This is a genomic window from Mycobacterium sp. E2497, from assembly GCF_001668695.1.
Lineage (GTDB): Bacteria > Actinomycetota > Actinomycetes > Mycobacteriales > Mycobacteriaceae > Mycobacterium.
Genome location: NZ_LZKD01000039.1, coordinates 166,010 through 188,860, shown reverse-complemented (window position 1 = coordinate 188,860; position 22,851 = coordinate 166,010). Strand labels below are relative to the sequence as shown.

Here is a 22,851-nt window from a genome sequence, read left to right as displayed (position 1 = left end):
CTCATGAGCAAGATCAGCATCATCGGCACCGGCAACATGGCCCGCGCCATCGGCGCTTTGGCGGTAGCGGGCGGCAACGCCGTCGAAGTCATCGGCCGTGATCGATCCAAGGCCGCTGACCTGGCCAAGGCTCTTGGCGGCAGCGCCACGACGGGAGAGTTCGGCGCCGTCCCGTCGGGGGACATCGTCATCGTGTCCGTGTTGTATGCCGACGTCGTTCCGGTCGTCGCCCAGTACGGGGACGCCCTCGCGGGCAAGGTCATCGTCGACATCAGCAACCCGTTCAATTCCGCGGCCGACGGGCTGGCGATCCCTGATGACACCTCCGTCGCGCAGGAAGTTGCCAAGGTGGCCCCGGCCAGCGCCAGCGTGGTGAAGGCATTCAACACGATCTTCGGTGTGGTGCTGGCCCAGGGCCGGCCGCTCGACGTCTTCATCGCCGGCGACGACGCGCGCGCCAAGGCGGCCGTGGCGGAGTTCATCGAGAGCCTCGGGCTGCGCCCACTGGACGTCGGCGGCTTGAACATGGCGCACTGGCTGGAAGGAACGGGCCTGGTCGTGATGGGCCTGGCCCGCCACGGGGTGGGGAACTTCGACTTCGCCCTCGGCGCCACCGTTCCCGCCTGAGCCACCCCGGTCCACGCCGTCAACGACAAGGGGCGCCGTGCGCCCGGGCAATGGTTGATGGATCACTGGATCACTGAAAGGAATTCTCTAATGAAGCTTGGTTTCGCTATTCCCATAGTCGGGCCCGCGGTCAGCGGCGCCGCTGACCTGGCCGCGTTCTGCCGCGGACTTGAGGACCTTGGTTATGACACGCTGTGGGTCGGCGATCGCTTGGTCACGCCGGTTGATATGCACAGCGCCTACCCGGGCAAAGAACAGCCGTACCCGCCGCAGATGACTCGTTACCTCGACCCGGTGCTGCTGTGGACGGTCGCCGCGACGGCAACCAGCCGGGTGCGACTGAACTCCAGCACGCTCAGCACGTTCTACTACGAGCCGGTGCACTTGGCCCGGCTGCTGACCACGCTCGACGTGCTGAGCGACGGCCGCCTTGACGTTGGCGTGGGAATCGGGTGGATGAAGGACGAGCACGATATCGCCCGCGGCGCGGACTGGCGCCGACGCGGACGGATCCTCGATGACCTGCTGGCGTTCCTACACCGGTGGTGGACGACCACCCCGGTGTCCTGGGACAGCGAGTTCTTCTCGCTGCCGCCGGTCCATGCCGAGCTGCGTCCGGTCCAGGCCGGCGGTCCGCCCATCTGGATCGGCGGTGTCAGCGAGGCCGCGATGCGCCGGGTCGGCCGCAGCGGCACCGGCTGGCTGGGGGTCGAGGAGCTGCAGGACGAGTTCACCGACCACTTGTGGTCGATTGCGCGCGGTGCGGCGCAGGAGGCCGGCCGCGATCCCGACGCGCTGAAGACGGCCATGCGGATCAACCTCGAACCGGGCACGTCGGTCGACTCGCTTGCCGGCAAGCTCAAGCGCCTGGCCGGGTCCGGCGTTGATGAGGCGTTCGTGGACGCGTTCGCAGCGTTTCCCAGCCTTGACCAGACGCTTGACTTCGCGAGCCAGGTGATCGCGCACACCGGTCGGTTGTGACTCGTGGGAAAGCTGGACGGCAAGATGGCTCGTAGCTGTGTGCCCAAACTACGGCCGGGCCGGACGCAGGATCCGCAGCGCGCCGGGAACCGCGCTGATCTCCGCGGGCAGCGGGCAGGCGAAGTCGCCGTCGGCGTAGACGTTGATCCCGGGGCACTCGACGTGGATCGAGCGGGCCCGCGTCGTGCTCACCTCGTCGAGGTCGATGTGGGTGCCCTTCATCACGGTGGGGAACAGGCGCACCAGCTTCGTCCGCGACGCCGAGTGCACCATGGTGATGTCGAGCAGGCCATCGGTGGGATCGGCGTGCGGGCAGATCAGCATGCCGCCGCCGTAGCTTCGCGTGTTGCCGAAGGCCGCCAGCGTGATGTCGTCATCGATCTCCCGCGTCCCGTCCAGCACCATGCGAAACGGCAAGAGCCGCAGTTGCGATAGTTCGGCGAGCATCGCCAGGTAGTAGCGCAGCCGCCCGTGCGGCCACGTCATCCGGTTGGCCCGGTCGGTCACCAGGGAGTCGAATCCGGTGGCGGCGACGGTGCCGAACCATTTCTCGGAGCCGGTGCTGTCGCGAATCTTTCCCAGGTCGACGGTTTCGGCAAAGCCGTCGGCGACGATGTCCGCTGCGGCTTCCGGATCCTTTGTGGGAAGGCCGAATTCGCGGGCGTGGTCGTTACCCGTCCCCGCCGCCACGATGCCGATCGGAACGTCGGTGCCCGCGAGCACCTGCAGCGCGTTGGAGACGACGCCGTCGCCGCCGGTCGCCATGACGGCGTCGGCACCCTTCTCCAGTGCCGCGCTCACCAGGTAGCGCGCGTCTTGTGCGTCGTCGCCGATGATCTCGACGACCTCCACGCCACGGTGGTGCAGCCGCGCGATCGCGCGCTCCGCCGCCCGGATCGCCGTGCCGTGTCCGGAGACGGGATTGGTCAGCGCGATCACCTTCGTGATCTCGCGCCGGCTCATGGAATCAGCTTGCCGGGGTTGAGGATTCCGGCCGGGTCCAGGGTCGCCTTGACCGCGCGCAGGACATGCACTCCGAGCTCGCCGACCTCGTCACGCATCCACGGCCGGTGGTCGGCGCCGACCGCATGATGGTGGGTGATCGTCCCGCCGGTGGCCATGATCGCGTCGCAGGCGGCCGCTTTGGCGGCCCGCCATTGTTCGATCGGGTTGCCGCGCTGCCCGGCGACGACGGTGAAGTACAGCGACGCGCCGGTGGGGTAGACATGCGAGATGTGACACATCACCAGCGCCGGCGTGCCGGTCTTCGCCAGTGTATCGGTAAGCGCTTGCGTCACAGCGGCTTTGAGCGCGGGAATATTGGACCAGTCGGTCGCGGTCTCGAGGGTCTCGCAGAGCGCACCGGCCGACAGCAGCGAATCGCGCAGATACGGTGCGCCGAACCGCCCGTGCTCCCACGCCCGCGCCGGCGCTTCACCCAGCGACGTTCCGCCCTGGGCCACCAGCAGCGAGCTGGTTTCGGCGTGCCGGCTTTCGACGTGTTCTTTGGTGCCCTCGAACACGGTGATGCCCAGGCAGCCGCCGGTGATCTGGCTTTCGCCAATGGACTCGGTGGTGGCCAGGTTGACCCCGGTCTCGGCCTCGTCGGAGAGCCGGATGACCGTGGAGCCGGTGGCCGTTTGCGTGACGGCGCGCAGCGCCGCGGCGCCGGTCTCGAAGTCGGAGAAGGACCACGCCTCATAGCGGGCGGCCTCCGGCGCCCGGTGCACGCGCAGCCGGACCCGCGTGATGACACCGAAGACGCCCTCCGACCCGATGAGCAGCTGACGCAGGTCGGGGCCCGCGGCGGACTCGGGCGCACGGCCCAGGTCCAGGGTGCCCACCGGCGTCACCACGCGCAGGCCGCGCACCATGTCGTTGAATCGGCCGTAGCCCGCCGAGTCCTGCCCGGACGAGCGCGTCGCGGCGAAGCCACCGATCGTGGCGTATTCGAAGCTCTGCGGGAAATGCCCGAGCGAAAAGCCTTGGGCGCCAAGCATGCGCTCCGCATCCGGCCCGGTGACACCGGCTTCGAACACGGCCTGGCCGGACACCTCGTCGAGCGAGATCAGTCGATCGAGGCGGCGCAGGTCGAGGGTGACGACGGCGGGGAATTCACCGCGGATCGGATCCAGGCCGCCGACCACGCTGGTGCCGCCGCCGAACGGCACGACGGCGATGCGATGGTGCGAGCAGTAACGCAGGATCGTGGCGACTGCGTCCTCGTCGCCGGGGAGCAGGATCGCGTCGGGCGCATCCTGCACCCCGGTATCCCTGCGGCGCAGCAGGTCGAGCGTGGACTTGCCGCCGGCGTGCAGCAGCCGGTCCCGGTCGTCGGTGCGGCAGTAGGCGGCGCCGACGAGTTCGGCCAGCGCGTCGAGGTGCGCCTGCGGCAAGGCCGACGGCCGGAGGCGCACCGCGTCGGCTGCGAGTTCGGCCGCATCGGAATCCTCCACGCCGACAGCCTGTTTCAGCAGCGCCCGGATTCCCTCGGAGAGCGGCTTGGCCGCCGCGGGGTCACCCCACGCGTTCCACTTCATCGGGGGGACGAGGCCCTCGGGTTGCGTCATGCGTTACAGTATTACACATGCTGTCAATCAGTAACGCTCCGACTGTGGCGGACACGGGGGAGCGCATCCTCGCGGCGGCAGCCAGCTGTGTGGTCGACTTCGGGGTGGACCGGGTCACCCTGGCCGAAATCGCCCGGCGCGCCGGCGTCAGCAGGCCCACGGTGTACCGCCGCTGGCCGGACACGAAATCGATCGTCGCGGCGCTGTTGACCCGGCACGTCAGCGAGGCGATGCGGGACGCGCCGCTGCTCGGTGATGACCGCGAATCCCTTGTGCGACAGATCGTTACGGTGGCCGACTTGCTACGACGGGACCGGCTCGTCATGTCGGTGCTGCACTCCGAGCTCGCGCCGATCTACATCACCGAACGCCTGGGGACCAGCCAGCACATGCTGATCGACGCCCTGGCCGCCCGGCTCGCAGTGGCCCAGCGCACCGGCAGCGTCCGCGCCGGTGACCCCGTCCAGATGGCCACGATGGTGTTGTTGATCGCCCAGTCGACCATTCAGTCGGCCCAGATCGTCGAACCGATCCTGGACGCCGACGCGCTGGCCGGCGAGCTCGCCTACTCGCTGAACGGATACCTGTCGTGATACCCGATCCCACCGCGCTGAACGCCGCCCGCCGCGCGGCCGATCTCGCGGCCCTGGCCGAGGGCGAGCCGCTGGACGTCGTCGTGATCGGCGGCGGCATCACCGGCGCCGGCATCGCGCTGGATGCCGCCTCACGGGGCCTGCGGGTCGCGTTGGTGGAAAAGCACGACCTGGCCTTCGGCACCAGCCGCTGGAGCTCCAAGCTCGTCCACGGCGGGCTGCGCTACCTGGCCACCGGCAACGTGGGCATCGCCCGGCGCAGCGCCGTCGAGCGCGGAATCCTCATGAGCCGCAACGCCCCCCATCTCGTTCGCGCGATGCCGCAACTGGTTCCGCTGCTGCCGTCCATGAGCCGGGGCAAACGCGCCCTGGTGCGCGCCGGGTTCCTGGCCGGCGACGCGCTGCGGATGCTGGCGGGAACGCCGTCGTCGATCCTGCCCCGGTCGCGCCGGGTCGGCCCGGACCGCGTCGCGCAGATGGCGCCGACTGTGCGACGCGAGGGCCTGGACGGGGGTCTGCTGGCCTATGACGGGCAGCTGATCGACGACGCCCGGCTGGTCACCGCGGTCGCTCGCACCGCCGCGCAGCACGGCGCCCGGATCCTGACCTACGTGGCGGCGTCGAAGGCGGCCGGAAGCATGGTGCGGTTGACCGACCAGCGCACGGGGGAGTCGTTCGACGTCTCGGCGCCGGCGGTCATCAACGCGGCCGGGGTGTGGGCCGCCGAGATCGACGGCCTGTTGCGGCTGCGGCCCAGTCGCGGCACGCATCTGGTGTTCGATGCCGGCGCCTTCGGCAATCCCACTGCGGCGCTGACCATCCCGATTCCGGGCGAGCTCAACCGGTTCGTGTTCGCCATGCCCGAGCAGCTGGGCCGGGTCTACCTGGGGCTGACCGACGAAGCGGCGCCCGGCCCGATCCCGGACGTGCCCACCCCGTCGGCAGAGGAGGTCGCGTTCCTGCTCGACACGGTCAACACCGCGTTGGGGGTGGCGCTCGGCCCGGCCGACGTCATCGGCGCCTACGCGGGGCTGCGGCCGCTCATCGACACCGGCGAGGGCCGCACCGCCGACGTCTCGCGCGAGCACGCCGTCGTGGAGTCGGCGTCCGGGATCATCAGCGTGATCGGCGGCAAGCTCACCGAATACCGCTACATGGCGCAGGACGTGCTGGATCGCGCCGTCAGCGTCCGGCACCTGCGCGCCGCAAAGTGCCGGACGCACGACCTGCCGCTGATCGGCGCGCCCGCCAACCCGGGGTCGGTCGGCCCGGGCTCGGTTGCCGGGTTGCCCGCGTCGCTGGTGCGGCGGTACGGCGCCGAGGCGGCCAAGGTCGTCGCCACCGCCTCCTGCAAGCGCCCGACGGAACCGGTGGGCGAGGGCATCGACGTCACCCGGGCGGAATTCGAGTACGCGATCACCCATGAGGGCGCCCTGGACGCCGCCGACGTCCTGGATCGGCGCACCCGCATCGGCTTGGTGGAATCCGACCGCGAGCGGGTGGCCGCGGTGGCCGAGGAGTTCGTGGAGCGGTTCGGCTAGGGCGCCAGGGTTTCAATTCTGACTGTAAATATCGAATGATAGTTACTATCATTATGTCTATGACCACCACGCGCGTTCCCGTACTCATCGTCGGCGCCGGCGCCGGCGGCCTCGCCACCTCCGCATTGCTCGCCAGGCATGGGGTACGTTCGCTGCTGGTCGAGAAGCGGCATGAGGTCTTCATCTATCCGAAGGCCCGCAACCTGAGCTTTCGCAGCCTGGAAATCCTGCGTGGCCTCGGTCTCAGCGACCAGGTACATGCGGTGGCCGACCATGTCTCGGCCCTGATGGTCAGGCCCGCGCTCAACAGCCCCGAGGAGAAGCTGGCCATCGACGTCAACGCGGTCTTCGCGGGACTCGATGCGCTGAGCCCGGAGCCCGCGGCGCAGTACTGTCCGCAGAGCAGGCTGGAGCCGATCCTGCTCGCCGAAACGCGCCGACGGGGAAGCGAGGTGCGATACGGGACGGAAGTGGTGTCGCTCGAGCAGGACGGGGCCGGCGTCACCGCGGTGGTCCGCGACCGGGATTCGGGGGAGCCGGAGACCATCCGCGCCGACTACCTCGTCGGCGCCGACGGCGTGCACAGCCCGATCCGAAACTGGCTGGGCATCACCACATCCGGCTACGGCGCACTGCCGATCTACGTCGTGTTCATCTACTTCCGGGCGCCCTGGACGAAGTTCGTCTCGCACCTGGCCGACGGCGATGGCGTGCAGGTCAAGAACGCCGACGTCGACGGCATCTTCCTGCTGGTCGAGGGCGACCTGGGCATGTTCATCACCATGTATTTCCCGGGCAGCGGCGAGACGGCCGACCAGTTCACCCCGCAGCGGTGCCGCGATGTGCTCACCAAGGCGATCGGCGAGCCGATCGACATCGACGTCATCGAGGTCGCGGCGTGGCAGCCCTACGAGCAGGTCGCCGACCAATTCCAATGCGGCCGCGCCTTTCTCGTCGGCGATTCGGCGCACACCATGCCGCCGTTCAAGGCCGGGGGAGCCAACACCGCGATTCAGAGTGCCCACAACTTGGCATGGAAGCTCGCCGCCGTGCTGGACGGGACCGCAGGTCCGGCCCTGCTGGAGACCTACCACGCCGAACGCCACCCGGTGGGGCGATTCGCGGCGCGCCAGTCGCTGACCGGCCCTACGCTTGCGGTGCTCCCCTTGAGCGACGACCGCCCGCAGCTGCCGGCCGACGAAGAGTGCTCGATGTTCGAATTGCTCATCGGATACCGCTACCACTCGGCGGCCATTGTGAACGGGCAGGGGGAGCCGGACACGGTGCAACTGGTCTCGGAGTTGCGCGCCCAGCCCGGCACCCGGGTGCCGCACGTGTGGGTGCGCGACGGTGTCTCGACGCTGGACCTGCTGGGCCCGGGATTCACGGTGCTCACCGGCGACGAGCGCTGGTGTGCCGCCGCGGCTTCGGTGTCGGTGGCCGCGCAGCGCGTCTACAGCGACGAGTGGGCGGCGGCCACCGGGCTCGGCCCTTCCGGCGCCCTGCTGGTTCGCCCCGACGATTTCGTCGGCTGGCGCTGTGACGCGCTACCCGCAAATCCGGAAGGCGAACTGCGGCAGGCGCTTACGACGATCCTGGGCCGCTGAGGACTCCGCGAGCGTAACCACACTGCGATTTCAGACCCGGTTTTTCGCAGTACGGTTACGCTCGCGAGCGCACGAAGTTCGAGCGTAAGAAATTACAGCGGGATGTTCTTGTGGCGTCCGCGGCGCGCCGGCGCCTGGGCCAGCGCCTCGGTGAGCTTGCTGCGGGTGTGCGAGGGGTCGATCTTCTCGTCGACCACACCGATCTCGATGGCGCTGTCCACACCACCGGCGATCTTCTCGTGCTCGGCCGCCAACTCGTCGTGCAGCGCCTCGCGCTCGTGATCGGCCGCGGCGGCCAGCTTCTTCTTGTGCAGGATGCCGACGGCGGCCTTCGCGCCCATCACGGCCACCTCGGCGTCCGGCCAGGCGTACACCTTGGTCGCGTTGAGCGACCGGGAGTTCATCGCGATGTAGGCCCCGCCGTAGGTCTTTCGGGTGACCAGCGTGACGCGCGGAACCGTGCACTCGCCGAAGGCGTGCAGCAGCTTCGCGCCGCGGCGCACCACGCCGCCCCACTCCTGGTCGACACCGGGCAGGTAGCCCGGCACGTCCACGACCACCACCAGCGGGATGCCGAACGCGTCGCAGAGCCGCACGAAACGCGCTGCCTTCTCGGCGCTTTCGGAGTTCAGGCAGCCGCCCAGCCGCAGCGGGTTGTTCGCCAGCACGCCGACCGTCCGGCCGGACAGCCGGCCCAGGCCGATCACCATCGACGGCGCCCAGTTGGCCTGGAACTCGTCGAACGGGGTCTCGTCGTCGAGGATCGCGGTCACGATCGGACGCACGTCGTAGGCCCGCCGCGCCGATTCCGGCAGCAGCGCGTGGATGTCGGTGTCACCCGCTTCGGCCTTGGTGCGGTCGAAATGCCCCTGCTGGCAGAACAACCCGACCAGGCGGCGGCCGCGCTCGTACGCGTCGAGCTCGTCGTCGGCGACGATGTGGCACACCCCGGACTTCTTGTGGTGGGTCTCCGGGCCACCGAGGGACGCCATGTCGACGTCCTCACCGGTGACGCTGCGCACCACGTCGGGCCCGGTGACGAACACCCGGCTCTCGGGCGCCATCACGATGACGTCGGTCAGCGCGGGGCCGTATGCGGCGCCGCCGGCGGCGAATCCGACGACCACCGAGATCTGCGGGACGTATCCCGACGCGCGGATCATCGCCTCGAACACCGTCCCGACCGCGTGCAGCGCCTTGACGCCCTCGGCCAGCCGGGCTCCGCCGGAGTGCCAGATACCCACGATCGGGCTCTGTTCCTCGATGGCGGTGTCGTAGGCGTTGACGATGTGCGCGCAGCCCTCGACGCCCATGGCGCCGCCCATCACCGTTCCGTCGGTGCAGAACGCGATGGTGCGCACACCGTTGACGGTGCCCGACGCCGACAGCACCCCGGAGCGGTCACGCTCGTGCAGCAGCTCGACGCTGCCCTCGTCGAAGAAGTTGCTCAGACGCAGCAACGGGTCCCTGGGGTCGAGCGACTCGCCGACCGACGCGGGGGCCATGATTGTCATCGCAAGGTCTCCTGTTCTCCGGTGTGCTCTCGGTTGAGAAGCGGTGATCAGTACCGCCCGAACACGATCGCGACGTTGTGGCCGCCGAATCCGAACGAGTTGTTGATCGCGTATTCGTAGTTGCCCGGCCGCGGCTTACCCGACACCACGTCCAGATCGATCTCAGGGTCGAGGTTTTCCAGGTTCAGTGTCGGCGGAACGACCTGGTCCCGCAGGGCTTGCACCGTCAGGATCGATTCGACCGCACCCACGGCGCCGACCGAGTGCCCCAGCGCCGCTTTGGGCGCGTAGACCGCCGCGTTGCCGCCGTGGGCGCCCAGCGCGTTGTTGATCGCCTTGCTCTCGGCGACGTCACCCACCGAGGTGCCGGTGGCGTGGGCGTTGACGTGCTGGATGTCGGAAGGCGACAAGCCGGCGAGCTGAATCGCCCGGCTCATCGCGTGCCCGGCCCGCAGCCCGTTGGGATCGGGCGCCACCATGTGGTAGCCGTCCGAGGTGATGCTGGCACCCATGATGCGGGCCAGGATGTTGGCCCCACGAGCCTTGGCGTGCTCCTCGGTCTCGATCACCATGAGCGCCCCCGCCTCGCCGAACACGAAGCCGGTGCGGTCCCGGTCGAACGGGCGGCACGCGCCCGCCGGGTCGTCGTTCTTGGTCGACATCACGATGCGCATCTGGGCGAACGCCGCGATCGGCACGGCTTCGATCTTGGTCTCCACACCACCGCAGATGGCGATGTCGGCCTCGCCGAAGACGATGTTGCGCCACGCCTGGGCGACGCCCTCGGAGCCGGACGCGCACGCCGAAACGGGAGTGATCACACCCGCCTTGGCATGCCGCTCCAGGCCTACCGCCGCGGCGGCGCCGTTGGGCATGTACTTCTGCACCCCGAGCGGCGAAACCGCCTTCATGCCACGAGCGCGCATGTCGTCGTAGCTGAAGACCATCTCCTCCGAGGAGCCCAGACCGGTGCCGATGGACACCATCAAGCGGTCGGAGTCGACCTCGGGCGAGCCGGCGTTCTCCCAGACCCGCCGGCTCAAGATGGTGGACATCCGCTGCAGATAACCCGTCCGGCGCAGCTCGACGCGGGTCATCTGGCTGTCGAATTCCTCCAACAGATGCCCGCCGATCTTCACCGGCAGGTCGAACTCCTCGACGAACGGGTCCTCGAGTTTGCGGATACCACTTTGGCTGTCCAACAACAGCTTCCAGGTGGTTTCGGCATCAGTTGCCAGAGCGGTCGTCATGGCGACGCCAGTGACGACCACGTTCGGGAGAGTTTTCCCGGTAACTAGCTCTGTCATGGGGCTTGCGAACGTTCCTTCCGTACTTGTCGGCTCTTCCCCGGGCCGTTACGGCCCGGGTCGTCGCCCGACGCCGTGCTCAGTACCGCCCGAAGGCGAGCGCCACGTTGTGGCCCCCGAATCCGAACGAGTTGTTGATGGCGTAACGGAAATCGCCGTAGCGAGGTTCGCCCGCGACAACATCAAGGTCGATCTCGGGATCAGGGGTTTCGTAGTTGAGTGTTGGCGGTATCACGCCGTCCCGAAGGCTCAATACCGTGAGAACAGATTCCAGCGCACCGACCGCTCCGATGGAGTGGCCCAGTGCGGATTTCGGTGCGTACACCGCCGCTTGCTCGCATCCGGCGACCCGGATGGCGTTGGCCTCGGCCGTGTCGCCGATCGGTGTTGCCGTCCCGTGCGCGTTGACGTGGTCAATGTCCTTGGGGGACAAGCCCGCCAACTCCAGCGCCCGCGTCATCGCCCGGCCGGCGCGCACGCCGTCGGCCGCCGGCGCCACCATGTGGAAGGCGTCCGAGGTGATGCCGGCGCCCATCAACCTGGCCAGCGGCTTGGCGCCGCGGGCCTTGGCGTGCTCCTCGGTCTCGATGAGCATCATGGCCCCGGCCTCGCCGAACACGAACCCGTCACGGTCCTTGTCGAACGGCCGCGATGCGCGTTCGGGCTCATCGTTGCGAGTGGACATGGCCCGCATCATGGAGAATGCCGCGATGGGCAGCGCCTCGATGGGACCCTCGACGCCACCGCACACGGCGACATCCGCGTCGCCCATGACGATCTGGCGCCACGCGTGGGCGATCGCTTCGGAGCCCGACGAACAGGCCGACACCGGGGTGATGACCCCGGCGCGCGCCCCGAGCTGCAGGCCCACCACCGCCGCGGCGCCGTTGGGCATGATCATCTGAACGGCGAGCGGCGACACCTTGCGGGGGCCGCCCTCGTTCATCAGGTCATAGCTCTCGACGATCCTTTCGGCGCCACCGAGCCCGGTGCCGACCACGACCGAGAACCGGTCGGGGTCGAGCTCCGGGGTGCCGGCAGATTCCCACAGCTGAGTGCTGAGCAACTTGGCCAGCCGCTGGACGTAGGACATCCGCCGCAAGTCGAGCCTGCTCATGTGCTCGTCGATGGGCTCCTTGAGGTGACCCCCGATCTTCACGGGCAGGTCCCACTTGGTGACGAACTCGTCTTCGAGAACGTGGATGCCGCTTTCGCCGGCCAACAAACCCTTCCACGTGCTCTCGATGTCCGACGCGACCGATGTCGTCGCCGTGACGGCGGTTACCACAACGCTGGGGTAACCGCCATTAGCAGTGGAAGGCTTGCTCACTTGTCCGCGTCCATCCTCGCCTTGACGTTGGCGACGGCGTCGGGGTTCTCGGTCTCCAGCTTGGCGCGCAGCGCCTCGGCAGCCTCGGGGTTCTCTTCCTCGAGCTTCTGGATGTAGGAGACGACATCACCGACGGTGCGCAGGCCGGCGAGGTCCTCGTCCGGGATCTTCACGCCGTACTTGTCCTCGGTCTGCACGGCGATCTCAACCATCGACAGCGAGTCGATGTCCAGGTCGTCGACGAACGACTTCTCCGGGGTGACCTCGGACGGCTCGATACCGGTGACCTCTTCGATGATCTCCGCGATACCGGCGATGATTTCTTCCTGGCTGACGGCCACAGCGTCTTCCCTTCGTAATGTGTTGTGTTGATCGAACAGAGCGTTATAGAGCGTTATGTGGTTGTACTGGATGCGGCTTTCTAGAGTTCGGCCAGTGCGTCCAGGTCTGCGGGTGCCTTGACGGCGCGGGTGGTGACCCCCCGAAGTTCTCGTTTGGCGATACCCGTCAGAGTGCCCGCGGGCGGGAACTCCACGGCCGCCGTGACCTCGCGGTCACGCATGGTCGCCGTGCACAGGTCCCAGCGCACCGGCTGGGTCAGCTGGGCGACAAGCGCCTCCATCGCCGCCGCCGCGGAGGCGACGGGCTGCCCGTCGCGGTTCGACAGCAGCGTGGCAGTGGGCTCGGCGGTCGCGACGGCGGCCGCAGCGGCGGCGTAGCGGTCGAGGGCCGGCGCCATGTACTTGGTGTGGAACGCCCCGGCCACTCCGAGCGCGCGGACCCGGGCCTTGGCCGGCGGGTCCTCGGCCAGCTTCTCCAGCGCCGTCAGCGGGCCGGCGGCGACGATCTGGCCGGCGGCGTTGCGGTTGGCGGGGAACAGGTCGAGCTGCTCGAGGCGGGCCAAGACCTCGGCCTCGTCACCGCCGAGCACGGCGGACATGCCGGTCGGCTCGATGGCGCACGCCTTGGCCATTTCGGCGCCGCGGGTGGCGGCCAGCGCGACGGCGTCATCGGCGGCCATCACACCGGCGATCGCGTACGCCGCGATCTCGCCGACGGAGTGGCCCGCCACGATCAGGTCCGCATTCTTGGTTTCGGAGGAAAGCAGGCCGCGCTTGGTGAGTTCCTGGTGGGCCAGCAGGGTGGCGGCGACGACCAGGGGCTGGGTGACCGCGGTGTCGGTGATCTCCTCGGTCGACGCGGTGGTGCCCAACCGGACCAGGTCGAGGCCGCTGGCCTTCGACCACAGGTCGAGCTGGTCCGCGGCGCCCGGCAGGTCGAGCCACGGCGAGAGCATCCCCTCGGTCTGCGAACCCTGTCCGGGCGCAAGCAATGCAATCACGTGTTTAAGAGAACACTGTGGAAACGGTTTTGGCGGGTGTAACAGATTATGAACCTCGTCTTAGGTTTTTGTGTAGTCCCCACAAAATAGCTCCGTAAGCTACGTGTTCGATACCGTGCCGCGACCTGTGGCCTGGGTCACTCTGAGTCGGATTGCCCCCCGATAGCCGCCCTGACCGGCAGCGGAACCGGAGGCATCGCGTTGGTGCCGACGCTAGCGGGGGCGGTGGGGTAGTTGAGCTGCCCGACGGTCGCCGCCACTCGCAGCACGTATGCGTCGCGGGGCTGGGTGGGATCGCGTCCGGTGAAGTCGGTGATCCGCTTGAGCCGGTAGCGCACTGTGTTTGGATGAACGAACAACTTTCTGGCACAAGCTTCAATCGCGCCGCCACAATCTAAGTAAGCGTCAAGAGTCTCGATGAGCGTGGGCCCCGCGTCGGCCAGCGGCCCCATGACGTCGGTGTGCAACGCCACGATGGCCGAGGAGTCCCCCATCAGGGCGCGTTCGGGCAGGAGCTCCCGCGCCAGCACTGGCCGCGGCGCCCCCCGCCAGCCGCCGACGGCGTTCATCCCGGAAATCGCCTCGCTGGCGCTGTGGTACGCCGCGGTCAGCATCGGCGCCGTCGGTCCGATGACCACGGGCCCGTCGGAGAACGCGTTCAGCAGTTCGCCGAGGAATTTGTCGGTTGGCGACAGTTGGCCCGACACGATGGCGACCAGCCAGGTGCCGTGCACGTCCGTGAGGGCCGCGCGGCCGTGCCGTGCGGCGATGTCGCGGACGTGCTGGCTGGCCCGCTGGCTGTCGCCCGGCCCGGTGGTGCCGTCACGTCCGGGTGCTGGAGCCCCGACCACGACGGTGGCCGGGGCGGTGGTGTCCCAGTTCAGCGCGGCGGCCCGGGACAGCAGCTCGGGGCCGGTGTCGCCGCGGACCACCGCGTCGACCACGCTGGCCTCCATCCGGCTGTCCCAGGTGCCGCGCGCCTCGGCCGCGTTGGCGTAGGCCGACGCGGCGGTGAACGCCAGGTCGCGGCTGTACTTCAACACGCCCACGGTCAGCGCGGTCAACTGATCCTCGGAGCGGGCCACCAGCGGCAGCACCTCCTCGAAGAACTCCATCGTGACGCGCACCATGTCGACGCTGTGCCGCAACGCGATCCGGCGGGCCAGGTCCTGGGGCACCAGCTCGAAGGCCTGGGCGGTGTAGCTGACGTTGCTGTGCGGGTCCTGCATCCACTCGACGAAGTTGTTGATGGACGTCTGCACCACCAACGCCACGCTGGCCCGCTGCGAGGCTTCCAGGTCGGCGAAGAACGGCAACCGGTCCTGCATCACCGAGACGGCTTCGGTGGCCAGCCGGCCGGAGTGCTGCTTGAGCCGGCGCAGCACGGAATCCGGCACCGTGTCCAGCAGCTCGAGCGGAGACCGGGGCTGCTTGGCGAACGGGCCGGCGAACGGGTTGTCATTCACCCCTAAAACCTACGCCACTTTTCTGGAAGGATCCGCCAAAGGGTGGGGTGTTTTGGCTGTCCGAGGAGCCGCGAGCGTGAAGGTAGCTTCACGCTCGGCGCCGAACGTGAAGGTAGCATCACGCTCGGCAGAAGGCGGTGGCCCGCTAGGCCACGCCGGGGTCGGACGTCTGCTCGGGCGCGGCCTGTACGTCGTCGATCTTGTACTGGCGCGCGGCCGCGACGGGAACCGAGGGGTCGATCTCGCCGTCGCGCGCCAACGCCTCCAGCACCGCGACCACCTGCGACTCGGCGTCGGTGTTGAAGTAGCGCCGGGCGGCGGGCCGGGTGTCGGAGAAACCGAAACCGTCGGTGCCCAGGGTGACGAACGTGTTGGGCACCCACGGCCGGATCTGCTCCGGGACGGCGCGCATCCAGTCCGAGACCGCGATCACCGGGCCGCTGGCGTTCGCCAGGGCCTGGGTCACGTAGGCGGTGCCGGCCGGCCGGTCGGGGTAGCGCAGCTTCGCCTTCTCGACGGCCACGCCGTCGCGGTTCAGTTCGCCCCAGCTGGTCACCGACCAGACGTCGGCGGCGACGTCCCACTCGGCGGCCAGCATCTCGGCCGCCTGCAGCGCAGACGGCATCGCCACGCCGGAGGCCAGGATGTGCGCCGTGTTCGCGCGCTGTTCGGTGGCGGGACGGTAGCGGTAGATGCCGCGCAGCACGCCCTCGGGATCGAAGTGCTCCGGCTCCGGCGGCTGCACGTACGGCTCGTTGTAGATCGTGATGTAGAAGTACACGTCCTCGGGGTCGTCGCCGAACATCCGCGCCAGCCCGCTCTCGACGATGTAGGCGATCTCGTAGGCGAACGCCGGGTCGTAGGCCACCACCGCCGGATTGGTGCTCGCCAGCAGCAGCGAGTGGCCGTCGGCGTGCTGCAGACCCTCGCCGGTGAGCGTGGTGCGCCCCGCGGTGGCCCCCAGCAGGAAGCCGCGGGCCATCTGGTCGGCGGCGGCCCACAGTCCGTCGCCGGTGCGCTGGAAGCCGAACATCGAATAGAAGATGTAGATCGGGATCATCGGCTCGTTGTGGGTGGCATACGAGGTGCCGGCCGCGATGAACGAGCCCACCGAACCCGCCTCGCTGATGCCCTCGTGCAGGATGTGCCCGGTTGCGCTCTCCTTGTAGGCCAGCATCAGCTCGGCGTCCACGGCGGTGTACAGCTGGCCCAGGCGGTTGTAGATCTTCAGCGACGGGAACCACGAGTCCATTCCGAACGTGCGCGCCTCGTCGGGGATGATCGGCACGATCCGCGGGCCAACCTCCTTGTCCCGCAACACTTCCTTGAAGGTCCGCACCGTCGCCATGGTGGTGGCGACCTCCTGGGTGCCCGACCCCTTCTTCAGCGGGGCGTAAATGTCACGCGGGGGAAGCTTGAGCGCCTTGGCCTTGGTGCGGCGCTCGGGCAGGAAGCCGCCCAGGGTGCGGCGACGGTCGAGCATGTAGCGGATCTCCGGCGCGTCCGGACCGGGGTGGTAGTAGGGCGGCAGGTAGGGATTCTCGTCCAGCTGGGCGTCGCTGATCGGGATCCGCATCGAGTCCCGGAAGTGCTTAAGGTCTTCCAGCGCAAGCTTTTTCATCTGATGGGTGGCGTTGCGGCCCTGGAAGTGCGCACCCAGCGAATAGCCCTTGATGGTCTTGGCCAGGATCACCGTCGGCTGGCCCTTGTGGTCGATGGCGGCCCGGTAGGCGGCGTACACCTTGCGGTAGTCGTGGCCCCCGCGCTTGAGGTTCCAGATCTCGGCGTCGGTCATGTTCTCGACCAGCGCCTTGGTGCGCGGGTCGCGGCCGAAGAAGTGGTCCCGCACGTAGGCGCCGTCGTTGGCCTTGTACGTCTGGTAGTCGCCGTCGGGGGTGGTGTTCATCAGGTTGACCAGCGCGCCGTCGCGGTCGGCGTGCAGCAGGGCGTCCCACTCGCGGCCCCACACCACCTTGATGACGTTCCAGCCCGCCCCGCGGAAGAACGACTCCAGCTCCTGGATGATCTTGCCGTTGCCGCGCACCGGGCCGTCGAGCCGCTGCAGGTTGCAGTTGATCACGAAGGTCAGGTTGTCCAGGCCCTCGAGTGCCCCGACGTGCAACATTCCCCGGCTCTCGGGCTCGTCCATCTCGCCGTCGCCCAGAAAACACCACACGTGCTGGTCGGAGGTGTCCTTGATGCCCCGGTCGTGCAGGTAGTGGTTGAACCGCGCCTGGTAGATGGCGTTGAGCGGGCCCAGCCCCATCGAGACGGTGGGGAACTCCCAGAAGTCGGGCATCAGCCGCGGGTGCGGATAGGACGGCAACCCGCCCCCGGCGTGGCTGTGTTCCTGGCGGAAGCCGTCCAGCCGATCCTCGCTGAGCCGGCCCTCGAGGAAGGCGCGCGCATAGATCCCAGGCGAGGCGTGGCCCTGGATGAAAACCTGGTCGCCGCCGCCGGGATGCGATTTGCCCCGGAAGAAGTGGTTGAAGCCGACCTCGTAGAGCGCCGCCGACGACGCGTAGGTCGAAATGTGGCCACCGACGCCGACTCCCGGCCGCTGGGCGCGGTGCACCATGATCGCGGCGTTCCACCGGATCCACGCCCGGAAGCGCCGTTCGACGTCCTCGTCGCCGGGGAACCACGGCTCCAGCTCCGTCGGGATGGTGTTGACGTAATCGGTTGACGTCAGCGACGGAATGGCGACACGCTGCTCGCCGGCCCGTTCCAGCAGTCGCAGCATCAGATACCGCGCCCGCGCCGGCCCGGAGCGCTCCAGCAGGTCGTCGAACGACTCCAGCCACTCCGAGGTCTCTTCGGGGTCGATGTCGGGCAGGTACGACGCGACACCTTCGCGGATCACCCGAACCCGGTCGGGTTCGCTTGCGCTGCTAGGGGATTTGGCCAGATCGTGGCGCGCGAACTCGGTTGTCAACGCACTGCTCCTGTAGTTGGCGGGGGATATGCCCTCGGGTGCTGCGCACCGTCTCCCTCTATCGTGCCGCACCCGCCTGTGGCGGGGCCAGCCGACGTCCGGTAGCCGACGCGGGTTCACCGGGCCGACACGAACGCGTGCGTGGCGGGACTTTCGGCAAAGGCACCCGGTAACGTCAGGGCGTGCTCATCGGATGGCGTGCCGTCCCTGCGGGGAGCTTCCCCAGGCGAGGCGCTCTGGCGCTCGGATGTATCGCGGCGACGCTGATGGGGATCGTGGGGTGTACCAGCGTCACCAACGGGACGGCCACCCCCGACACCCAGGTGGCCCCGGCCTATCGCCAGTCGGTGTCGGCGTCGGTGTCGGCCTCCTCCGCGACGTCGCGCGTGCGCGAGTCGCAGCGGCAGCAGTCGCTGACCACCCGGGCGGTGCGCACGTCGTGCGACACGCTGGCCACCTCCAGCAAGGACGCGATCGACAAGGTCAACGTCTTCGTCGGCGCCTTCAACGCGGGCCGCGGCACCGGCCCCACGGAAGGGCCGGCCATCGACGCGCTGAACAGCAGCGCCGACACCGTGGGCAGCAGCTTCAACGACGCGCTGTCCCAGCAGCTGAAGGACGCGTTCAACGCCTACATCGACGCCGCCCGCGGCGTGGCCAACGCGATCGGCACCCACGCGCCGACGGGGGAATTCAATCGGCGGGTGGACCGGCTTAACGACGCCAAGACGAAGGCGCTGAAACTCTGCCTGGCGTCCTTCTGAGGCGCCTGGTGAGGCGCGAGTGACGACCGGGTTGTGGCTGTGCGACGATAATCCCCAATCGCAGAGCGCGCAGATGGCTTGCGGAGAGATGCAAGGAGGCTCCACGGTGGTCGCGGCGGATCACGCCCCGGGCTACGCCCGCAAACTGGGCATCCAACGAGACCAAGTTGTCCAGGAATGGGGCTGGGACGAGGACACCGACGACGAGATCCGCGCTGACGTCGAGGAAGCGTGCGGCGGTGATTTGCTCGATGAGGACACCGACGAGGTGGTCGACGTCGTGCTGCTGTGGTGGCGTGACGGGGACGGCGACCTGGTGGACACCCTGATGGATGCGATCAGCCCGCTGGCCGAGGACGGCGTGATCTGGGTGCTGACGCCCAAGACCGGCAAGCCCGGCCACGTGCTGCCGGCCGAGATCGCCGAGGCCGCGCCCACCGCCGGCCTGATGCCGACCTCGTCGGTGAACTTGGGCGATTGGAGCGCCAGCCGACTGGTGCAGCCGAAGTCCCGAACCGGGAAGCGTTGATGCTGCCCGTCGGCGCCACCGCCCCGGACTTCACACTGCGCGACCAGAACCAACAGCGGGTCACCCTGAGCACCTACCGCGGCGCCAAGAACGTCTTGCTGGTGTTCTTCCCGCTCGCCTTCACCGGCATCTGCCAGGGCGAGCTGGATCAGCTGCGCGATCACCTGCCCGACTTCGAGAACGACGACAGCGCGGTGCTGGCCATCTCCGTGGGTCCGCCGCCCACGCACCGGATCTGGTCGCTGGAGAGCGGGTTCACCTTTCCGGTGTTGTCGGACTTCTGGCCGTCCTGCCTGACATGACCAACCCCCGCCTGCATTCATCGACGACCCTGCGTGTCGCTCGCGCGTAGGCTACCGCCCACGCCTTGCGTCTCCCGGGTGGGGTTCGCCGGCCGCGCGCCGCGGCCCGAAAGCGCGACCGCCAGGAACCGGCCCGAATGCGGTTCCCCGCGAACGTCCTTCACGGGCGGAGTGCGGATGATCACCGTCGCGGCGGGCCAGGTGCGGCGTGGGCTTGCCTACAGTAATTGCATGGAATTCGGTTTGCGCCGGCACGCCGAGGGTGGCCCCGGCCTGCTCGAGATCGAGGACTGCCTGGACGCCGACGGCAACGTCATGCCGCCGCCGGACGTCACGCTGATCTCGCTGATCGATCGCAACATCGCGAATGTCGGTGACGCCGTGGCGTACCGGTTCCTGGACTACAGCCGATCGGCCGACGGGCTGGTCGAAGAGGTGACGTGGAAGCAGTTCGGGGTCCGGTTGGAAGCCATCGGCGCGCGCGTGCAACAGGCGGCGAGCCGCGGTGAGCGCGTCGCGGTGCTGGCGCCGCAGAGCCTCGACTATGTGATGGGTTTCTACGCGGCGATCAAGGCCGGAACCATCGCCGTGCCGCTGTTCGCACCGGAGTTGCCCGGGCATGCGGAACGTCTCGATACCGCGCTGCGCGACTCTGAGCCGACGGTCGTGTTGACGACGGCGGCGGCGCGGGGCGCGGTCGAGGATTTTCTGAGCACCCTTCCGCAACTGCAGCGGCCGCGAGTCATCGTCATCGACGAGATCCCCGACTCGGAGCGGGGATCCTTCGCCCCCACCGAGTTACGTCATGACGACGTCTCCCACCTGCAGTACACGTCGGGTTCGACCCGGCCCCCGGTGGGCGTGGAGGTCACGCACCGAGCCGTCGGCACCAACCTGGTGCAGATGATCCTTTCGATCGACCTGCTCGACCGCGACACCCACGGGGTGAGCTGGTTGCCGCTCTACCACGACATGGGCCTGTCGATGATCGGCTTCCCGGCGGTGTACGGGGGACACTCGACACTGATGTCGCCCGCCGCGTTCGTCCGCAGGCCGCAGCGCTGGATCAAGGCCTTGTCCGCCCAGGCGGGCCGCGCCGTCACGGCGGCGCCGAACTTCGCCTACGAATGGGCGGCCCAGCGGGGTCTGCCCGCCCCGGGTGAGGACGTCGACCTGAGCAACGTGGTGCTGATCATCGGTTCCGAACCGGTCAGCATCGACGCGATCACCACCTTCAACAAGGCGTTCGCCCCGTACGGGTTGAAGCCCACGGCGTTCAAGCCGTCGTACGGCATCGCCGAGGCCACCCTGTTCGTCGCGACCATCGCCCCCGACGCCCAGGCGACCGCCGCCTATTTCGACCGTGACGAGCTGGGCGCCGGTCGCGCGGTGCGGGTCGCTGCGGACGCCCCGGGAGCGGTCGCGCAGGTCTCCTGCGGTCAGGTCGGCCGCAGCGAATGGGCCGTCATCGTCGACCCGGACAGCGGGACCGAGCTGCCCGACGGCCATATCGGCGAGATCTGGATACAGGGCAACAACGTCGGCCGGGGCTACTGGGGGCTGCCCGACGACACCCGGCGCGCGTTCGGCGCCCGGCTGCAGTCGCGGCTCGCCGCGGGCAGCCACGCCGAGGGGGCAAGCGTCGAACGCTCGTGGCTGCGGACCGGCGACCTGGGCACCCACCTCGACGGCGAGCTGTACGTCACGGGCCGGATCGCCGACATGGTCAGCGTCGACGGCCTCAACCACTACCCGCAAGACATCGAGGCGACCGTCGCCGAAGCGTCCCCGCTCGTACGGCGCGGGTACGTGACCGCCTTCGCAGTGCCGGCCGAGGGCACCGGTCAACAGCTGGTGATCGTCGCCGAGCGGGCGGCGGGCACCAGCCGCGCCGACCCGCAGCCGGCGATCGCGGCGATCCGTGCCGCGGTCTCGCGCCGCCACGGGCTGCCCGTGGCCGACGTGCGTTTCCTGCCGGCCGGCGCCATTCCACGCACCACCAGCGGCAAGCTGGCGCGCCGGGCCTGCCGCTCCCAATACCTGAGCGGCAGCCTGGGCAGCCACTGACCCCGCCGCGGCGGGACGGCCGAAAAGCGGGGCCCTCGCGGCGCGGTTGACTTAGTCTCCCTTGCGGAGGCGAACGATGGTGCTCAAGGTTGCGGTGCCGGCGGATCGGATTTGTGGCGACGTCGACACCGGCTACGGAAAGGTTGCCGACGCCTTCCGCGCCAGTTTCCGCGACGGCGCGGAAGTTGGCGCAGCCGTCGCGGTCTACCGGGACGGGGTCAAGGTCGTCGACTTGTGGGGCGGCTATCGAAACGGGTCGGCCAGGGAGCCCTGGCGGCCCGACACCATGGTCAACATGTTCTCCACGACCAAAGGGGTCGCCGCCCTGGTCGTGGCCGTGGCGGTGTCCCGGGGGCTCATCTCCTATGACGCCCGGGTGGCCGAGTACTGGCCGGAATTCGCGCAGGCGGGCAAGGACGAGGTGACCGTCCGGCAACTCCTCGGGCATCAGGCCGGGCTGTGCGCGCTCAAACCGAAGCCCACGCTGGCCGACGTCGCGGACCCCGCCAGGCTCTCGCCGATCCTCGCGGCGCAGGTACCGGCGTGGCGTCCCGGGACGCGGCACGGCTACCACGCGATCACGCTCGGCTGGTACGAATCCGAGCTGATCCGCCGGACCGACCCGGCCGGCCGCACGCTGGGCCGCTTCATGGCCGACGAAGTCGTCCGGCCGCTGGGACTGGACCTGCACATCGGGCTGCCGGATTCGGTCGATCGCGAGCGGGTGGCGCACGTCCATAACTGGGCGCGCGCGGAGACGCTGCTGCATCTGAACGTGATGCCGCCCGGATTCGTCGGCGCCTCGCTCAATCCGGTCGGCCTGACCGCGCGCACCATCGGGGTCCCGCGCGGCGTCAATGCGTTCAACGGCGATTACAACCGCGACGAGGTGCGCAGGGTCGAGATCCCGTCGGCCAACGGCATCGGCACCGCCCGGGCGGTCGCGCGGCTCTACGGCAGCGCGGCCACCGGGGGAGCCGAACTGGGCGTCGGCGGGGACACCCTCGAGGCGCTGACGGCGCCGGCGCACGCCCCGAGCCGGGGCGCTCGCGACAAGGTCATGAACGTGGACGTGGCATATTCGCTCGGATTCTGTAAACCGGTGCCGCACTTCGCCTTCGGCTCCTCGGACAAGGCCTTCGGCACTCCCGGCTTCGGCGGCTCGTTCGGCTGCGCCGACCCGGACACCGGCGTCGGGTTCGCCTACGTGATGAATCGGCTGGGTTTTCACCTGTGGAGCGACCCGCGTGAACTCGCACTGCGGCAGGCGCTGTTTCGCGATGTATTCGGCGTGCGACCGCAGACGTGAGGCCGGTGGAGAGCCTTCCCGTCCGCTACGGTGAGGCTGCCGAGTTGCCTGGGGGACAGCCGGGAGA

The 22,851-nt window shown here is 68.9% G+C and carries 18 protein-coding genes and 1 pseudogene; 10 read left to right on the top strand and 9 right to left on the bottom strand.

Annotated features, from left to right (window positions below):
- The first annotated feature begins 3 nt into the window (after positions 1-3).
- Positions 4-627 (top strand): NADPH-dependent F420 reductase, encoded by a 624-nt coding sequence (locus A5713_RS03875; RefSeq protein WP_068092658.1) that lies wholly within the window; start codon positions 4-6, stop codon positions 625-627.
- A 90-nt stretch (positions 628-717) separates the two neighbouring features.
- Positions 718-1,608, top strand: coding sequence for a TIGR03619 family F420-dependent LLM class oxidoreductase (locus A5713_RS03870; protein ID WP_068092655.1), 891 nt, complete (start codon positions 718-720; stop codon positions 1,606-1,608).
- Positions 1,609-1,656: 48 nt separating this feature from the next.
- Here A5713_RS03870 and A5713_RS03865 read toward each other — a convergent pair whose 3' ends face one another.
- Together A5713_RS03865 and A5713_RS03860 are read right to left on the bottom strand one after the other, a co-directional pair.
- Complete coding sequence (locus A5713_RS03865; RefSeq protein ID WP_068092653.1) at positions 1,657-2,571, bottom strand: diacylglycerol kinase; 915 nt, start codon at positions 2,569-2,571, stop codon at positions 1,657-1,659.
- On the bottom strand, positions 2,568-4,148 hold the full coding sequence (locus A5713_RS03860; RefSeq protein ID WP_369804367.1) for an FAD-binding oxidoreductase: 1,581 nt from the start codon (positions 4,146-4,148) through the stop codon (positions 2,568-2,570). Before A5713_RS03860 ends, A5713_RS03865 begins: the two co-directional genes overlap by 4 nt.
- Positions 4,149-4,195: 47 nt before the next feature.
- Here A5713_RS03860 and A5713_RS03855 point away from each other — a divergent pair, with 47 nt between their 5' ends.
- From A5713_RS03855 to A5713_RS03845, 3 genes are read left to right on the top strand one after another with little or no spacing between them, the layout of a single operon-like run.
- Positions 4,196-4,771: a TetR/AcrR family transcriptional regulator gene (locus A5713_RS03855; RefSeq protein ID WP_068092648.1), complete on the top strand. Its 576-nt coding sequence runs from the start codon at positions 4,196-4,198 to the stop codon at positions 4,769-4,771.
- On the top strand, positions 4,768-6,312 hold the full coding sequence (locus tag A5713_RS03850) for a glycerol-3-phosphate dehydrogenase/oxidase (protein WP_068092643.1): 1,545 nt from the start codon (positions 4,768-4,770) through the stop codon (positions 6,310-6,312). Before A5713_RS03855 ends, A5713_RS03850 begins: the two co-directional genes overlap by 4 nt.
- 59 nt (positions 6,313-6,371) lie before the next feature.
- Positions 6,372-7,919, top strand: coding sequence for an FAD-dependent monooxygenase (locus A5713_RS03845; protein ID WP_197516286.1), 1,548 nt, complete (start codon positions 6,372-6,374; stop codon positions 7,917-7,919).
- 92 nt (positions 7,920-8,011) lie between these two features.
- On the opposite strand, the gene A5713_RS03840 is transcribed toward A5713_RS03845, so the two are convergent.
- From A5713_RS03840 to aceE, 7 genes are all read right to left on the bottom strand, one after another.
- Positions 8,012-9,433, bottom strand: a complete 1,422-nt coding sequence (locus A5713_RS03840) for an acyl-CoA carboxylase subunit beta (protein WP_068092637.1) — start codon at positions 9,431-9,433, stop codon at positions 8,012-8,014.
- Positions 9,434-9,480: 47 nt separating this feature from the next.
- Positions 9,481-10,740 (bottom strand): 3-oxoacyl-ACP synthase KasB, encoded by a 1,260-nt coding sequence (gene kasB / locus A5713_RS03835; protein ID WP_068092635.1) that lies wholly within the window; start codon positions 10,738-10,740, stop codon positions 9,481-9,483.
- 79 nt (positions 10,741-10,819) lie between these two features.
- On the bottom strand, positions 10,820-12,070 hold the full coding sequence (gene kasA / locus A5713_RS03830) for a 3-oxoacyl-ACP synthase KasA (protein ID WP_067917883.1): 1,251 nt from the start codon (positions 12,068-12,070) through the stop codon (positions 10,820-10,822).
- A complete protein-coding gene (gene acpM, locus A5713_RS03825) occupies positions 12,067-12,411 on the bottom strand; it encodes a meromycolate extension acyl carrier protein AcpM (protein ID WP_067917886.1) in 345 nt (114 codons plus the stop codon). The genes kasA and acpM overlap by 4 nt, the downstream gene beginning before the upstream one ends.
- Positions 12,412-12,491: 80 nt before the next feature.
- Positions 12,492-13,412, bottom strand: coding sequence for an ACP S-malonyltransferase (locus A5713_RS03820; protein ID WP_067917888.1), 921 nt, complete (start codon positions 13,410-13,412; stop codon positions 12,492-12,494).
- 137 nt (positions 13,413-13,549) lie between these two features.
- Positions 13,550-14,878 carry a CdaR family transcriptional regulator gene (locus A5713_RS03815; RefSeq protein WP_068092632.1) on the bottom strand — a complete coding sequence of 443 codons (1,329 nt, stop codon included), beginning with the start codon at positions 14,876-14,878 and terminating at the stop codon, positions 13,550-13,552.
- Positions 14,879-15,023: 145 nt separating this feature from the next.
- Positions 15,024-17,813, bottom strand: coding sequence for a pyruvate dehydrogenase (acetyl-transferring), homodimeric type (gene aceE, locus A5713_RS03810; RefSeq protein WP_068092628.1), 2,790 nt, complete (start codon positions 17,811-17,813; stop codon positions 15,024-15,026).
- Between the two features lie 182 nt (positions 17,814-17,995).
- Between aceE and A5713_RS03805 the strand changes: the two genes are divergently transcribed.
- The 5 genes and pseudogenes from A5713_RS03805 (at position 17,996) to A5713_RS03785 (ending at position 22,784) form a co-directional block, all read left to right on the top strand.
- Positions 17,996-18,577 (top strand): hypothetical protein, encoded by a 582-nt coding sequence (locus tag A5713_RS03805; protein ID WP_068092627.1) that lies wholly within the window; start codon positions 17,996-17,998, stop codon positions 18,575-18,577.
- A gap of 106 nt (positions 18,578-18,683) precedes the next feature.
- Positions 18,684-19,106, top strand: coding sequence for a DUF3052 domain-containing protein (locus tag A5713_RS03800; protein WP_067921490.1), 423 nt, complete (start codon positions 18,684-18,686; stop codon positions 19,104-19,106).
- Positions 19,106-19,393 (top strand): annotated as a pseudogene (locus tag A5713_RS03795) (redoxin domain-containing protein); the annotation flags it as partial. The gene A5713_RS03800 and the pseudogene A5713_RS03795, both read left to right, overlap by 1 nt.
- A 246-nt stretch (positions 19,394-19,639) precedes the next feature.
- Positions 19,640-21,475: a fatty acyl-AMP ligase gene (locus A5713_RS03790; protein ID WP_068092730.1), complete on the top strand. Its 1,836-nt coding sequence runs from the start codon at positions 19,640-19,642 to the stop codon at positions 21,473-21,475.
- A gap of 76 nt (positions 21,476-21,551) precedes the next feature.
- Entirely contained in the window at positions 21,552-22,784 is a 1,233-nt protein-coding gene (locus A5713_RS03785) for a serine hydrolase domain-containing protein (protein WP_068092624.1), read from the top strand.
- The last annotated feature ends 67 nt before the right edge of the window (positions 22,785-22,851 follow it).

Bases quoted from the DNA above. Each gene is read 5' to 3' on its own strand.
- A5713_RS03875 (WP_068092658.1), top strand. From the start codon at position 4: ATGAGCAAGATCAGCATCATCGGCACCGGCAACATGGCCCGCGCCATC.
- A5713_RS03870 (WP_068092655.1), top strand. From the start codon at position 718: ATGAAGCTTGGTTTCGCTATTCCCATAGTCGGGCCCGCGGTCAGCGGC.
- A5713_RS03865 (WP_068092653.1), bottom strand. From the start codon at position 2,571: ATGAGCCGGCGCGAGATCACGAAGGTGATCGCGCTGACCAATCCCGTC.
- A5713_RS03860 (WP_369804367.1), bottom strand. From the start codon at position 4,148: ATGAAGTGGAACGCGTGGGGTGACCCCGCGGCGGCCAAGCCGCTCTCC.
- A5713_RS03855 (WP_068092648.1), top strand. From the start codon at position 4,196: ATGCTGTCAATCAGTAACGCTCCGACTGTGGCGGACACGGGGGAGCGC.
- A5713_RS03845 (WP_197516286.1), top strand. From the start codon at position 6,372: ATGACCACCACGCGCGTTCCCGTACTCATCGTCGGCGCCGGCGCCGGC.
- A5713_RS03840 (WP_068092637.1), bottom strand. From the start codon at position 9,433: ATGACAATCATGGCCCCCGCGTCGGTCGGCGAGTCGCTCGACCCCAGG.
- kasB (WP_068092635.1), bottom strand. From the start codon at position 10,740: ATGACAGAGCTAGTTACCGGGAAAACTCTCCCGAACGTGGTCGTCACT.
- A5713_RS03790 (WP_068092730.1), top strand. From the start codon at position 19,640: ATGGAATTCGGTTTGCGCCGGCACGCCGAGGGTGGCCCCGGCCTGCTC.
- A5713_RS03785 (WP_068092624.1), top strand. From the start codon at position 21,552: ATGGTGCTCAAGGTTGCGGTGCCGGCGGATCGGATTTGTGGCGACGTC.